Origin of the sequence: Pseudanabaena sp. FACHB-2040 (assembly GCF_014696715.1) — a bacterium.
GTDB lineage: Bacteria > Cyanobacteriota > Cyanobacteriia > Phormidesmidales > Phormidesmidaceae > JACVSF01.
In genome coordinates this window covers 79,234-92,646 of record NZ_JACJQO010000022.1, presented here as the reverse complement: position 1 = coordinate 92,646, position 13,413 = coordinate 79,234, and the positions used below count along the sequence as shown (strand labels likewise).

11 protein-coding genes are annotated in these 13,413 nt (G+C 51.6%); 4 read left to right on the top strand and 7 right to left on the bottom strand.

All coding sequences use genetic code 11. The annotated features are described in order from the left end of the window. Positions 1–52: 52 nt before the first annotated feature. Positions 53–1,579, bottom strand: a complete 1,527-nt coding sequence (bchB, locus tag H6G13_RS23465; RefSeq protein WP_190487457.1) for a ferredoxin:protochlorophyllide reductase (ATP-dependent) subunit B — start codon at positions 1,577–1,579, stop codon at positions 53–55. Between the two features lie 223 nt (positions 1,580–1,802). Beyond that, complete coding sequence (gene rph / locus H6G13_RS23460; RefSeq protein ID WP_190487455.1) at positions 1,803–2,522, bottom strand: ribonuclease PH; 720 nt, start codon at positions 2,520–2,522, stop codon at positions 1,803–1,805. Positions 2,523–2,725: 203 nt separating this feature from the next. Here rph and H6G13_RS23455 point away from each other — a divergent pair, with 203 nt between their 5' ends. The 4 genes from H6G13_RS23455 (at position 2,726) to H6G13_RS23440 (ending at position 6,399) form a co-directional block, all read left to right on the top strand. Next, a complete protein-coding gene (locus H6G13_RS23455; RefSeq protein ID WP_190487453.1) occupies positions 2,726–3,283 on the top strand; it encodes a P-loop NTPase family protein in 558 nt (185 codons plus the stop codon). A gap of 106 nt (positions 3,284–3,389) precedes the next feature. Beyond that, positions 3,390–3,989 (top strand): dCTP deaminase, encoded by a 600-nt coding sequence (gene dcd, locus H6G13_RS23450; protein ID WP_190487451.1) that lies wholly within the window; start codon positions 3,390–3,392, stop codon positions 3,987–3,989. A 508-nt stretch (positions 3,990–4,497) separates the two neighbouring features. After that, positions 4,498–4,812 (top strand): hypothetical protein, encoded by a 315-nt coding sequence (locus H6G13_RS23445; protein ID WP_190487449.1) that lies wholly within the window; start codon positions 4,498–4,500, stop codon positions 4,810–4,812. A gap of 510 nt (positions 4,813–5,322) precedes the next feature. Then, the gene (locus tag H6G13_RS23440; protein WP_190487447.1) at positions 5,323–6,399 is read left to right on the top strand and encodes a hypothetical protein; all 1,077 of its coding nucleotides are present in this window, start codon (positions 5,323–5,325) and stop codon (positions 6,397–6,399) included. A gap of 45 nt (positions 6,400–6,444) precedes the next feature. On the opposite strand, the gene H6G13_RS23435 is transcribed toward H6G13_RS23440, so the two are convergent. The 5 genes from H6G13_RS23435 to H6G13_RS23415 all read right to left on the bottom strand — a co-directional run bounded on the left by H6G13_RS23435 (position 6,445) and on the right by H6G13_RS23415 (position 13,073). Further along, positions 6,445–10,251 (bottom strand): PAS domain S-box protein, encoded by a 3,807-nt coding sequence (locus tag H6G13_RS23435; RefSeq protein WP_190487445.1) that lies wholly within the window; start codon positions 10,249–10,251, stop codon positions 6,445–6,447. A gap of 185 nt (positions 10,252–10,436) precedes the next feature. Further along, positions 10,437–11,096, bottom strand: a complete 660-nt coding sequence (locus H6G13_RS23430) for a hypothetical protein (protein ID WP_190487443.1) — start codon at positions 11,094–11,096, stop codon at positions 10,437–10,439. A 174-nt stretch (positions 11,097–11,270) separates the two neighbouring features. After that, positions 11,271–12,200 carry a histone deacetylase gene (locus tag H6G13_RS23425; RefSeq protein ID WP_190487441.1) on the bottom strand — a complete coding sequence of 310 codons (930 nt, stop codon included), beginning with the start codon at positions 12,198–12,200 and terminating at the stop codon, positions 11,271–11,273. Positions 12,201–12,559: 359 nt separating this feature from the next. Beyond that, the gene (locus tag H6G13_RS23420; protein WP_190487439.1) at positions 12,560–12,766 is read right to left on the bottom strand and encodes a hypothetical protein; all 207 of its coding nucleotides are present in this window, start codon (positions 12,764–12,766) and stop codon (positions 12,560–12,562) included. Between the two features lie 91 nt (positions 12,767–12,857). Continuing rightward, entirely contained in the window at positions 12,858–13,073 is a 216-nt protein-coding gene (locus tag H6G13_RS23415; protein WP_190487437.1) for a hypothetical protein, read from the bottom strand. Positions 13,074–13,413: the final 340 nt, after the last annotated feature.

Here is a 13,413-nt window from a genome sequence, read left to right as displayed (position 1 = left end):
CAGGGAATTTAATTCCCTGGCTCCATCAGACTGCTAATTTAACGCTCTCTGCTTATGCCCCGACGGCTTCCTTCGCCGCATAGAGCACTTCAGCGTTGATCTCGGAGATGTTGCGATCGCGCGCAAACTTCTCCGTATTACGCTTCACCTTGCCGCGTACAAAGCCAGGGATCTTGTTGAGTTCGGCTAGGCCGTCGCGAGTCCAGCCCATGTCAGATCCGGCAGAGACGGTCTTGGTAATCACTTCCTTGGTGTCGTGGCCGCCAAAGAACTCTAATAGGTGATCTTCCATGCCTAGGGTGAAAGAGTTGTAGACCAGATCGACGATCTGGTTGGCTCCTTCATAACCCAGGAAAGGCCGATAGCCCACCGGGAAGTTTTGAATGTGAATCGGTGCAGCAATGACGCCGCAGGGGATGTTCAGGCGCTTGCCAACGTGACGCTCCATCTGGGTGCCGAAGATGGCAGCAGGTTCGAGACGTGCGATCGCATCGCCAATCGCCCCGTTGTCATCGCTCACCAGCACCTCATCGCAGTACTCGCCCACCTGCTCCTGGAACCAGTCAGCATCGTACTTGCAGTAGGTGCCTGCCAGCACTACATGAATGCCCATTTCCCGCGCCAGAATCTTGGTCATGGCGGCAGCATGGGTGTTGTCGCCAAACACGACCGCTTTTTTGCCCGTCAGGTTTTGGCAGTCAATCGAGCGAGAAAACCAGGCCGCCTGCGAGACAAAGCGAGTCTGCTCATCGATAAAGCCGTCGTAGTCAACGCCTGCTCCCTGCTCATTGAGGACAGCCTGAATCTTGCGAATGCAGCGCGCCGTCTCTACAATGCCCATCGGCACAATATCCACATAAGGCATGCCATACGCCTCCTGCAGATACTCGGCAGTCATCATGCCGACTTCCCGGTACGGCACCAGGTTAAACCAAGCGCGGGTCAGGTTCTTAAGATTGTGCACTGAGGCATGATCGGGAATCACTTCGTTGATTTCAATCCCCAGATCCGCCATGAGCCGCTTCAGCTCAGTGCCGTCGTGATTGTTGTGAAAGCCCAGTGTAGTCAGACCGATAATGTTGACCGAGGGCTTTTCAGTTTTGCCCTGGGGCCTATCGCCCTTTTTCTCGGCTTTGGCCAGATAATACTGAACAATCTGCTGTAGCGTTCGATCGGCTGCCTGCAGCTCATTGACACGGTAGTGGTTGACATCCGCCAGCAGCACATCGCCGCGCGAATCGATTTGAGCCCGCTCGACAAAGTTTTCCAGGTCTTCCTGCAGAATGCTAGAAGTACAGGTCGGCGTCAGCACAATCAGATCAGGCGACTCTTCCTTATCCTTTCGAACAATATTGTCAACGACCTTTTCCTGCGAACCTCGCGCCAAAACGTTGCGATCGACAACGCTAGTGGTCACAGGTGTAAAGTCCCGCTCCCGCTCCAGCATGGAACGCATCACATTAAAATAGTCATCCCCCAACGGCGCATGCATAATTGCGTGCACGTTCTTGAAGGACGTAGCAATCCGTAGAGTGCCAATATGCGCCGGGCCTGCATACATCCAGTAGGCCAGTTTCATGGGTTAGTCTCCCGCGTTCCGTTCAGTGTGAATTTGCCGAAACACCTGAACCGAATTAGCCGACAGAGATTTTTCCCTCAATGAAGCAGTTGCTTCAGCGAGTGGGGTTGCCACTCACAAGTTCCACCTTAGATGAATTCCACCGCAGGTGCGATCGCTGAAATATTTGTTAACTAGCCCCCACCCACCTACCCATCTACTCATCCACCCCTCCACCCAGCTACTACCCCTCAAACACTTGTCTCTGCGCCTCCAGCAGATCTTTGATGCCGCTTTCAGCCAAATCCAAGATTTGATCCATTTGCTTGCGGCTAAAGCTGCCCTCTTCCGCAGTGCCCTGCAGCTCGATAATGTCGAGGTTTTCGTCTAATACCGCATTGAAGTCAACGGCGGCAGCGACATCTTCCTCGTACTTGAGATCGAGGAATGCCTCACCTTCGAGCAGACCGACTGAGACGGCAGCGACCTGATGAATCAGCGGGGAAGTTTCTAGTTCACCTGATTGGAGGAGAGATGCGATCGCATCTCTCAGCGCCACATACCCTCCGGTAATGGCCGTGGTTCTCGTGCCCGCATCGGCCTGGAGCACATCAGTATCTACCGTCAATGTCCGTTCGCCCAATGCCTCAAAATCGAGGGTTGAACGCAGACTGCGGCCAATCAATCGCTGAATCTCCTGAGTGCGGCCCGACAGCTTCAAAAGCTCCCGCTGCTGCCGTTGGGGGGTGGCTCCAGGCAGCATTCGATACTCTGCTGTCAGCCAGCCCTTGCCTGTCCCCTCTAAAAACCGGGGCACTCCACGCTGCACCGACACCGTACACAGCACCTGAGTATCGCCACATCTAGCCAACACCGACCCCGCCGAAAACCGGGTAAACTGCCGTTCAAAGCTCACAGGACGCAGCTGATCAGGTCGCCGCCCATCTGGACGCTGCCAAGCCATAGGAATTGCCTCAGAAACCCTCCTTAGAATACAGCAGGCCCAAGGCCATACCGCAGCGTCGTAGGCGCTAATTGGCTAAACCAATGTGAACAGGTTCCGGAGGTGAGTATGGGTTGACTGTTTTAGCAGATGTGGCGTGCTCCCTCAAAAACTCTGCTATAAGTACGCTATATTTAGCCAGGCAAGAGCCCGTTCCCCTTGATATGGTTTCCCAACTCACAACCAGCAACCTCACGGCCATTCCCAAGCCTTCTATCGTTCGGCATCCCTTGCTGCAGACCGTCGAAGGCACCGTTCAAGTTTTTACTTCAGCCCACCGCAGTTTCTTCACCAATGTTATGGTGCAGGCGCTCCGCACCGCCGGACAGGGAACTCCGGTGCTGGTCGTGCAGTTTCTCAAGGGAGGCATTGGTCAAGGGGCAGACCAACCTATGCAGTTGGGGCAAAACCTTGATTGGGTTCGCAGCGACATGGCTCACTGCGTTCATACCTCCGACGTTACCGACGAAGACCGGATAGCCATTCAAGACCTGTGGCAGCACACCCAGCGAGTTGTCCAGCAGGGACGCTATGCCTTGGTCGTGCTAGACGAGCTGAGCCTGGCTATGACCTACGGCCTCATTGCCGAAGCCGAAGTCCTGCATTTTCTCAAGCAGCGCCCGCCTCAGGTAGATGTGGTCTTGACAGGGCCAGCAATGCCCGATTCGATCCTAGAGGTCGCTGATCAGGTCACCCAATTTCGGCGCAACTTCCTCCCTTAATAATCTCCGCAGGTTGGCAAGCACAGCGCGATTAATAGGCCAATCAAACAGGTTAGATTGACCCAAGCAACCTAAACCCACAAATCACACTAAGCCAGGGAAAACCATGATCAAAAACGATGCCTGGATTAATCAAATGGCCCAAGAGGGCATGATTGAGCCGTTTGAGCCAAAGCTAGTGCGCCACATTGACCTAGATACTCTGGGTGTAAAGCGCCCAGTGATTAGCTACGGCCTCTCTTCCTACGGCTACGACATTCGCCTGTCGCCCTCTGAATTTCGCATCTTCCGCCACATTCCTGGGACTGTGGTTGATCCCAAAAACTTCAACCCCGACAACCTAGAACCTACCGCCCTCCGCACCGATGAAAACGGCAGCTACTTTATCCTTCCAGCCCATAGTTACGGCTTGGGAGTTGCGCTAGAAAGAATCTCGGTGCCCGACAACATCAGCGTTATTTGCATTGGTAAAAGTACTTATGCCCGCTGTGGCATTGTCGCCAACCTCACGCCCGCAGAAGCTGGTTGGCGTGGTCACCTGACCCTGGAGTTTTCCAACTCCTCTAGCGCCGACTGCCGCATGTATGCCAACGAAGGCGTGGTGCAGCTCATTTTCTTTGAAGGCGAGCAGTGCCAGGTCAGCTACGAAGCCCGTCGCGGCAAGTACCAAGACCAGCCTGAGCAGGTGACGCTAGCGCGAGTATAAAACTCTTAGTGTAGACGGGCAAATCAAAGCGTACTGGTCTGTCTAGGCCCCTTTTGTGGGTTGGTGTCGAGCTTGCGAGACCCAACAAAGGACTAAACTGTTGGGTTTCGCTCCGCTTAACCCAACCTACAAAAACACAAAATTCCAGCCTAAACGCACTATTATTGCTAGATAAGCGACCACACTCCGCACTCGAGGCGGAGTTTTTTGTGCCTAGCTCAATTTGTTAGCCGAAGCCTAAACTGCTGCTGGCGCTTTCGCCTAAATGGGGTTGTCTGTGAGTTGCGATCGCAACCCACGCTAATTAACTTTCGGTAATGGGCGGTGCCCTTTTCCTCTGTGCTGTTGCGATCGCATTACGCTTTTACAACTAAGGTTGAACTGGCTTGCTTCTTTTTGGTAGTGTCTCGTCTAAGCCGAACAGCGAGCTCAAATGCAGTTTTGTAGAACTTAAGACATTAGAAGCCTTGCAACCCAGGTTTAACCTAAATTCTCTTTAAAAGATTTTATGCATCGCCTCCCCCTATCCCTGGCTGCTGCCTTAGTTCTACTGGGTGCCAGCGAACCTGTCCCACACCTAGAGCCTGAATTGCCTACCGTAGAGGCTATGCTGCCAGAGCTCACCCGCAGCCTAACGCCTAGTGGAGCAGAGCAGGTCTTTGGCCCTCCGGACGAGATTACGGGTAGCGGCCTGCTCATCTACGTTTATCAGGTTGAGTATGAGCATCAGATCTATCTGGGTTTCCCTGGCTATGCTCCAATTACCTATGCAAAGCTGCTGAAACCCAGCGGAGAGTTAGTCGAGATACCGTTACGTGACTAGAGCACTTGCCCGGGGGTTATAAGTCCCCTACGTGGGATAGGCAAAGCAAAGCGTACTCATCATTAAATTTAGCGGTTAATATCAAGACGGCACTGCATTTCTTGCAATACATTGTCTTCACAGTTGCAGCTATAGATCTACTTCTTGTATATCTATTGAAAAGTCAATCCACCTGTCATTAATTCTTCAGGAAAATGGCATAGATGCGATCGCAATCCTCTGCACCCAGTTCAATCGCCAGCTCACCCAATTTCTTTACAAACTCAACTGATCAAAAAGTTCCCGTTCCTTCCGGTTCCTATGCGTAGACTGCGTATTGGGGAATATAGCTTCAACTAAAAACTTAGGACAGCACGCTCTACTCAACCTGAAGTTTGAGCAGACTAGCTAACAAAATTGCCGCAAAGCTTGCGGCAATTGCTGTACGTAGTCGATGTGAATAAGAATTGCTGTTATCTCTAATTGATTTTAGAGCTCATTAAATTTAACTAAATAGGGAAAGACCTAATTATGCTAGTAAGTTCTCAGCTATCCCAAGTTCCAACTGTTGAGCGTTTAGTTAATATTTGGGCTGATCGCTACCTGCCTAATCTCTCTATTTTGTCGTTGGGTAATGATCCTTCAATGCGCAGTGAATTGCGCGAAGCCTCTTCGCAAAACGGCCGGGCTCAGACAGCTAGAAAATTAAACAAACATTTGATTGAGCAAAACTGCAAGCTTGCATCTGTTAGAACCAAAAACCTTTACGAGCAGCTTCCTGAAATCTTAGATTTCATGGAGGCGGTACGCTTATCGCAATTTGCTAGCCGCATTTATCTCAAGCTGCTTGAGGTTTATCAAGATTCGCCTTCAGTTGCAGTGTCATCAAAGGCAGAGCTGTTAGCAACCTTTGGAGACTCTTCTCTTGCGGCTTGGGGAATTCCTAAAATTGATAAATTGGCTGATACCCTAGAACCCTTAATATTGGAGTTCCAGGAACAGCACATGATATCCAAGGATTGGCGGACACTAGGCTTTATTACAACGCAGATAAACTTCAGCAATGCTTTATTGCTTGAACAATTAACCCCTGCAGAACAGGTTTTAATCCAGCCGTACTTCAGGTTTGTCGAAGAGCAGGTGGCGTTGCCCTGGCAGCGAATTTGTGCGGCAGCAGCAAAACATGCTCCAGATTCTCCAACCTTCACTTTGGTTGAATTTATGCTGCCAATGGTACCAAGGATTTCAATCGCAGTTTACAAGCGACTGTGCAAATCTTTTCCAAGCCACTACAGCCGCAGAGGTAAACTAAGCGACCTAGAGATCAAGCATTCCTGCCTGCGAGACTTTAGTATGTTTCAAGCCTACCTATGGCTGTGTGTGCTGCAGGGAAGTTTGAAAGCTGTTGAGCAAGAACTGGTTGCTTTATGCATCATGGTGCTCGAAAGCGTGGGGGTTCCTTGGGAGATGACGGCACAGGCAAATGAACTTTTAATGGATGAGGTTTTGAACTGTCTAGAGCCCTCTCAAAAGGCGTTAATCAAACCCTATACCGATGGCATGATCCAGGCTTTCCAGAACAAGCAGGCCCGTGTCCAACCGGTGTGAGCGAGCGCGTAGATCTGAAGCTGCGGAGAGCTAGAGCGTTTAGCTCTAAGCGTTGTTCACAATGCAGTAGCGATCGCGGCCCTGAGCCTTAGCCTGATAAAGAGCCTGATCGGCACAGTCAATTAAGGCTTGAGGCGTGGTGGGAAGCGCTGCGATCGCAACCCCAAAGCTCAAGGTCACATGATCGCTGACTTGAGATCCGGCATGGGGCAGCTGCAGGCTTTCGAGCATATGGCGAATTTGGTTAACAATATGGACTGCGCCAGCGCGACGGGTGTTGGGTAAGACAATCGCAAATTCTTCGCCTCCATAGCGAGCGGCCAGATCGCTCGGTCGTCCGACAGCGGCCTGAATTACCTGTGCTACTTCAGCTAGACAATGATCTCCTGCCAAATGGCCGTAGGTGTCGTTATAGGGTTTGAAATAGTCAACGTCGCACAAAATTAGGGTTAGCGTCGTGTCTGACTGCAGCCGCTGGCATTCCTGTCCAAGATAGGCATCAAAGCGGCGACGGTTGGCAATTTGGGTCAGGGCGTCGGTAGTCGAGAGCTGATCGAGTTCGCGGTTGGCAGCCTGCAGCCGCTGGTACAGTTCTGACTGCTGAATTGCGATCGCAACCTGAGTGGTTAGCTGCACCAACAGATCAGTTTCTAGAGATTGCCATTGGCGTGGCCCCTGACAGTGATGGGCAATGAGCAGCCCCCATAATTTAGAGTCTTGCCAAATCGGCACCACCAGCTTGGCTCGTACTTGAAACCGCTCTAGCAGTTCCAAATAGCAAGGGGTCAACCCGGCGGTGTATATATCTGCTGCCGTTTGAACCTGCTGAGCCGCGTAAAGTTGCTCCTGTCTTTCAACAAGGTGAGTGTCTGTAATAGACGTGTTGAGAATTGGCAGCCATCCCGCCGCCACCGACTCGGTCACGACCACCCCGCTCCAGTCTGGATTAAAGCGGTAGATAATCACTCGGTCAGTTTTAAGGAAGCGGCGCACCTCTTCAACGGTCGTGCTGAGCACCTGATCAAGATCGAGGGACTGGCGGATACTTTGTGCGATCGCATGGCTCATCTGCTCCCGCTCTGTCTGCTGGCGCAGGATTTGCTCATTGCGCTTGAGTGCCGTGATATCGGCAAAAGAGGTGACCACCGCATAGGGTAGAGGCTGATCAGCGTGAAATAGGGGCTGAGAATTAATCGAGATCCAGGTGAGACCGTCTGGCTTGTGTACCCCCATGACGACCCCAAACTGAGGTTTTCCTGTGCGGAGGGTGACCATTGCCGGATGCTCCTCGCCCGGAAACGGGGAGCCATCTTCACGAATAGTTTGCCAGTGAGGATCGACTGAAGTTCGCCCTATCATCTGGCTAGTAGTTAGGCCCAAAATCTCCTCTGCGCTAGCGTTACACGCCATAATCTGGCCATCTGCCTGCTGCAAGACAATGCCCTCAGCCAACGCATCCACCACCGAGCGGTAGCGAGTCTCGCTGTCCTGCAGCGCGGCCAGCAGGTGGTTCTTGGCTTCAAATTCCGAGGCCAACCGCAGGGTAGCTGCCAAAAATCCAGCCGTCAGGTGCAGAGTCTGAATGTCTTGAGGTGTAAACGCTGCTACTTTTGAGGAGCACACTTGTAAGATCCCGATGCGCTCACCCTGGTGCAGCAAAGGCACTACCACCATTGAGCGCAGCCCCATCTGCCGGCAGACTTCCAGATTTATTTGGGAGGTAGCGTCCACATCATCGCAGTTCAAAATTTGGCCCGTTTCAAGGCAGGCCTCAGACACGCTATCCGCCAACTTCAGCCGTGACCCTACCAAGGCTGTCCCAACGCCGCTCGCCGCTCGGTAGACTAGCTCCTCGGCTTCAATCGTTGCAATAGCAGCCCCATCGGCTGCAGTCAGAGCCTGGGCGCGTTTTACAATCAGCGCCATAACCTTATCTAGGTCAGCGTTACGGGTAGCAATCTCCTGCTGAATTGCAATCACTGCTGCTAACCGCTGGGACTTGTCTTCTAGAGCTGCTTCTGCCTGCTTTAGCTCGGTAATGTCAATAGCGTTGCCCACAATGCCTTGGACCTGATCTTGATCATCTAGCAGGGGCCTTATCACCGTTTGATACCAGCGCAGTGCCCCAGCTGAGTCGACGATTTTTTGGATCTGCTGATGGGGCTGCCGAGTGGCCATGACCTCTTGATTGATGGTCAAAAACCGACCTAGCTGGTTGGGCTCAAAGTTGGAGTTAAATTCAGGCTCTCGTTTGCCTAGCATGTCCTCAACTTTGCAGCTGTGGATGTCAGCACTGGCTTGGTTTACCACCAGCAGTCGACCCTTGCGGTCTTTGGCAAAGATGCAGCTGGGCACCGTATCAATAATTTGTCTCAAAAAAGCCTGCTGAGCCGCCAACTCTGTCTCGGCCTGTTTCCTATCGCTAATGTCTCGCAGAATCGCCGTGAAAACGGTTTCTCCCCCGATTTCTAGTTTTGAAATAGAAGCTTCTGCCGGAAACTCAGCCCCATTCTTACGTCGGCCCCAAACTTCACCCCGCTCGCCCATTTTCCTGGCTCGTTTGGGAGCTGTCGTAAACTTATCAACATGCCGATGGTGGCAGGCCGCAAAGCGCTTTGGCAGGAGTAGGCTCAAGGGCTTTCCCAAAACTTCGGCAGAGCAGTAGCCAAAGATCTTCTCGGCCCCCTGGTTAAACAGGGTGATCCGCTGCTCGGCATCCACTGAGATAATCGCATCATTGGCAATTTCCAAAATGCCAGAAAATCGAGCCTGAGAGGCCTGTAGCGCCTGCTCTAGGCGCTTGCGATCGCTAATGTCCTCAAAAATATAGAGCCGCCCAAAATAGGCATTGTTGCGATCGCGAATCTGGCTAGAAAAGCGGCGAATGGTGCGGCCATCAGTAAAGACAATTTCGTCTTCTATCGTGCAGCAGTTGTGCTCGCTCTGCAACGGCTGGCAAGATTCGGCAAAGGCCGGAACATCAGCAATTAGCGGCAGGCAGGCCGGAATTAGATCGTTGTTTTTGAGCTTGCCCTGGAGCATGTCGGCTTCTAGCGACTCCAGATGCCAAATTTCACAAAAACGATGGTTGAAGTACAGGATCTCGTCCGTGCGGTTATCCACAATGAAAAAGCCTAGGTGAGAGGCATCGGCCATCACCTGGAGCAGTGTTTCTTGATGGGCGCGCTTTCTTGCCACTGGTGCCCACTCTTCCTGGAGCGGCAGACTCTGAACCGAGGGCAGTGAGCTTGGCCGGGCAGGTTGAGACTGCGTTTTGAAGCGGGCGGCGACTCCGCCTAACTGGGCAGCAATGTGCTTGAGTGTTTCCACCTCCAGAGGCTGCCACTGGCGCGGCCCTCGGCACTGATGGGCGACTAGTAACCCCCACAATGCGGGTGTAGAAGGCCTGGTTTCGGCAGCTACATCCTGGCCTGGCTCATCAGGCCAGGCCAAAATCGGCACGACCAAGTTAGCCCGAACCTGCAGGTGAGCCAGCAGCTCAAGGTAGCAGGAAGCCAAGTTACTAGCTGCCGTATCCTCAATCTGGCTGGTATATCCCTGCTGGTAGGGCCTGTGCCACTGCGATCGCAAATGGGAATCGTAAAGTATCTGACCGTGAATAGACTTAAATGCTGGCTCTACTGATTCTGATAAGACCACCCCTTCACTGTCTACCAGAAACTGGTAAACCAAAGTGCGATCGCACCCCAACATCTCCCTGGCTGTACTCACGGCAGCGTCTAAGGCCGCGCTCAGGCTCCTAGAACGGTTTATTTGCAGCGCTAGCTGTGTTAGAGGTTCTAGTATCTGCCCCAGATCGACCCCTGTCATAGGCACTTTTTCTTCGGACATAGCATCACCTCCGATTCCGCCCTGTAGTATTCACAGAGAAGGGAAGCTAAGCGACCGGTTTACAAAGATTTAGCTAAAACAAGCGCCAAAACCAGGAAAAGTTCCCCAAGCAGCATAAAGATTCACAAAGCTCCGCAGCCAATGGTTAAAGGCTGTCTTACCTTGCTCAACTTCTTCCCCGTGGCTCAGCCTTCCTCCGGCGGAGTACCCATCCAAATACTAGAAATCTCTAAACTATCTGGTTCTAAAAGCCCCTTGCTAATATCCGTCGAGCCGAGAGCGGCCTGCCGCTCTGTGCGGAATCGCTCAACTTCCCCATAAATCTGGGCGGCAATTTCCTGAGCGGCTTTACAGGGGATCGGGTCGGCCTGCATGATGTTGAGCTTAAAGGAAACCTGCTTAATCAGCAGCTTTTTATCCTCCAGGTTCAGCTCAGTTTGCCAGTCAAACTCAACCTCGCCCTTCACAATAGCGGCAATAGCCGATTCAATCAGGTTCTCGCCCACTGATTCCAAGGTCTGTTCGTACTTTTTGATATAGGCTACAACGGTTTCTTTGACAGCTTCCTCCATCGGCTTTTGCGCCATACACAGCGCCAGTTCTTGGGCCAGCTTCAGGTACTCTGGCTGAATGCTCTGAGTGAGGGCTAGCCTGAGGTTAAACACCGAGGCCACCTGCTGCACCAGTATCAGCGCCTCAGCTTTGGTCACGCTGCCATCGAATACCAGGGGAATGATGGCCTCAATCGTGCTGAGCAGATCGTCCCCGCTTAACCCAGGTGCAAACCGCTGCACGTAGGCATGTAGAATCCCTTGCAGGACCTGAACCGCAGTGTTATCGACCATTGGAACCGCCTCAGAAAGAGCATTATTGGCTCAATTCTGACGGTCAGTTCAGGAAAATGTCACAAAAAGCAGAATTCTTAAGCTATGCACCGGATTCACTAGTAAAGCTCCGTAGGTTGGCGTCAGGCGCAGCGCGACCAACACCTCATGAAGCCAATGCTCCGAAACTAGCCTTTAAGCCATCAACCGAGCCTCTAGGGTTGCCAGCACCGACTGGCTCAGAGCTGTGTAGTCGTAGCCCCCTTCCAAGCCAAACAAAATCTTGGGCGTCAGCGTCAGGCAATGCTGAGTAAACAGCCCATAGTCCTGGGGCTGGAGGGAAATATTGGCCAGGGGATCAGCATGATTAGCATCATACCCAGCGCTGACAATCAGCAGGTCTGGCTGAAACTGCTGCAAAAAGGGCATGACCTCTGCCTCAAACTGGGCCAGGTAGTCTGCCCCGATGCTGCCCGATGGCATGGGTACGTTCAGCACGTTGTTGTGCATGCCCCGCTCGCTCGCCGCTCCAGTGCCAGGGTAGCAGGGCGACTGGTGCAGCGAGCAAAAGGCAATATTAGGGTTGCTTTGCACCAGGTGCTGAGTGCCATTACCGTGATGAACATCCCAGTCGAGAATAGCAACTCGCCGAATGCCTGGCTGACTTAGGGCATAGTGAGCTGCGATCGCACAATTGCTCAACAGGCAAAACCCCATGCCATAATCTCGTTCAGCATGGTGTCCAGGAGGGCGGGCCAGCACAAAGGCTGAGTTGCTCGTTTTCAGTACGTAATCTACCCCGTCTAGCCAGGCACTCACCGCCAGCAGCGCTATGTCATAGCTGCGGGCCGACACAGGCGTATCGCCATCAATGTGGCCCCCGCCTTTAGCAGCCAAGTGCTGCAGGGCTTCAACATACTTGGGGTTGTGCAACTGTAAAACCAGGGGCAAAATATCCCGCTGGGAAGGCGGAGTTGGCTCTCGCCAGTCCAGATGATCTGCCCAGCTTGCTGCCTTGATGGCCGACACTACGGCTTTGAGCCGTCCTGCATTCTCAGGATGGTACTGCCCCGTGTCGTGCTCTAAAAACTGAGGTGAATAGAGAATTGCTAACTCGGTGACCATGAAGTGAGGATGCACAGGCAATACTAGACATTAACAATCAGTCAGAACAGCAGGCACTTAATTGCCTAATGGAGGCTAAGCAGGCAGCCACAAATAAACATGACTTCGGCTTTTGAGAGAGTTGAGTTGCCGTTCTCATGCTAGTGCCTATTTTGGGCTGCTCACGAGCCCATAGGGCAGTATTCATAACATACGCTAAAATCTTTCTTCTGGACAGGTGATTAGCTCTTTTTTTAGCCCTAAATAGCTGGATTCACAAAATGAAGCTCCTCTATTCATGCGCAATGAATAGAGGAGCTTGCCAAAGTAACTATCAATATTTTTAGCCTGCTCAAAAGAGCCTGCATTAGTTCACCCTTTCAGTACTCATACCGGCGTTCAAATTGGGTGTAATTTTGTAAGGGCATTTCTTTGCTGTGAGCTAGAGCTTCAGCAAATTGAAGAACCTTGGCATAACTATTTTGACTACAAACCAGTTGTGCTCCGCTGAAATCGCTTTTCTCACGGCGAAGTTCGACCGCGAAGTTCGATAGATAAACTGAGTAGCTGGCATTTTGATTGGTCATAACTTTTAGGAGTCCTATCTCCATAAAAACTCCAAGCTGTCAAAGTTTCAGGGTTAAGGGATTCCCTTAACCCTCCGGCCTTGAGCAAGCGTTATTCTCCAATAAAATCTTCTCCTCCCACAGATACCTCTAGGAAGCTATCTGGGCTGACGTAGTAGCAGGCAGCACTATCTAAACAGATATGAGCCCAGCCTGAAGCAGTCATGCCTGCCATTTTATAGGTTGTTTCTTGAATAAAGAAGCCATGATGGTCTCGGGTTCCGGGAAGAACCTTCAGGTTATAAAGATTGTTGTTTGAAGAAGTCATTTTTTTAGGGTTTGAGAGAACTTTTTTGTTAAACGAGACTCTTGGATGCCCATCTTTTGGGCTGCTATAAGCTTAAATCAAGGCTTTGCAAAGCGGTGTTATTTTCCTCAATAAATTTAAATCTTTACTTCACAATTATTAGCAACAAAAGGTCTATTAAACACTTTTGTCGCAGTGGTTTTTTGATATTAAAAGGGCAGAGTTCGTTCGGTTTTATCCCTGTGTTTTGAGTTTGTGCGCCTTGATGTATTTCTTCGCTTGAATCGTTCTTGAACATAGCCATTCAAAGCCAAGTCGAGCTTTAACTAATAAATGGCCTGGGCTAACCCAAAACCACTGC

Excerpts from the sequence above, each read along its gene's own strand:
- bchB (WP_190487457.1), bottom strand. The coding sequence starts at position 1,579 with ATGAAACTGGCCTACTGGATGTATGCAGGCCCGGCGCATATTGGCACT.
- rph (WP_190487455.1), bottom strand. The coding sequence starts at position 2,522 with ATGGCTTGGCAGCGTCCAGATGGGCGGCGACCTGATCAGCTGCGTCCT.
- H6G13_RS23435 (WP_190487445.1), bottom strand. The coding sequence starts at position 10,251 with ATGTCCGAAGAAAAAGTGCCTATGACAGGGGTCGATCTGGGGCAGATA.
- H6G13_RS23420 (WP_190487439.1), bottom strand. The coding sequence starts at position 12,766 with ATGACCAATCAAAATGCCAGCTACTCAGTTTATCTATCGAACTTCGCG.
- H6G13_RS23430 (WP_190487443.1), bottom strand. The coding sequence starts at position 11,096 with ATGGTCGATAACACTGCGGTTCAGGTCCTGCAAGGGATTCTACATGCC.
- H6G13_RS23425 (WP_190487441.1), bottom strand. The coding sequence starts at position 12,200 with ATGGTCACCGAGTTAGCAATTCTCTATTCACCTCAGTTTTTAGAGCAC.
- H6G13_RS23455 (WP_190487453.1), top strand. The coding sequence starts at position 2,726 with ATGGTTTCCCAACTCACAACCAGCAACCTCACGGCCATTCCCAAGCCT.
- H6G13_RS23415 (WP_190487437.1), bottom strand. The coding sequence starts at position 13,073 with ATGACTTCTTCAAACAACAATCTTTATAACCTGAAGGTTCTTCCCGGA.
- H6G13_RS23445 (WP_190487449.1), top strand. The coding sequence starts at position 4,498 with ATGCATCGCCTCCCCCTATCCCTGGCTGCTGCCTTAGTTCTACTGGGT.
- H6G13_RS23440 (WP_190487447.1), top strand. The coding sequence starts at position 5,323 with ATGCTAGTAAGTTCTCAGCTATCCCAAGTTCCAACTGTTGAGCGTTTA.
- dcd (WP_190487451.1), top strand. The coding sequence starts at position 3,390 with ATGATCAAAAACGATGCCTGGATTAATCAAATGGCCCAAGAGGGCATG.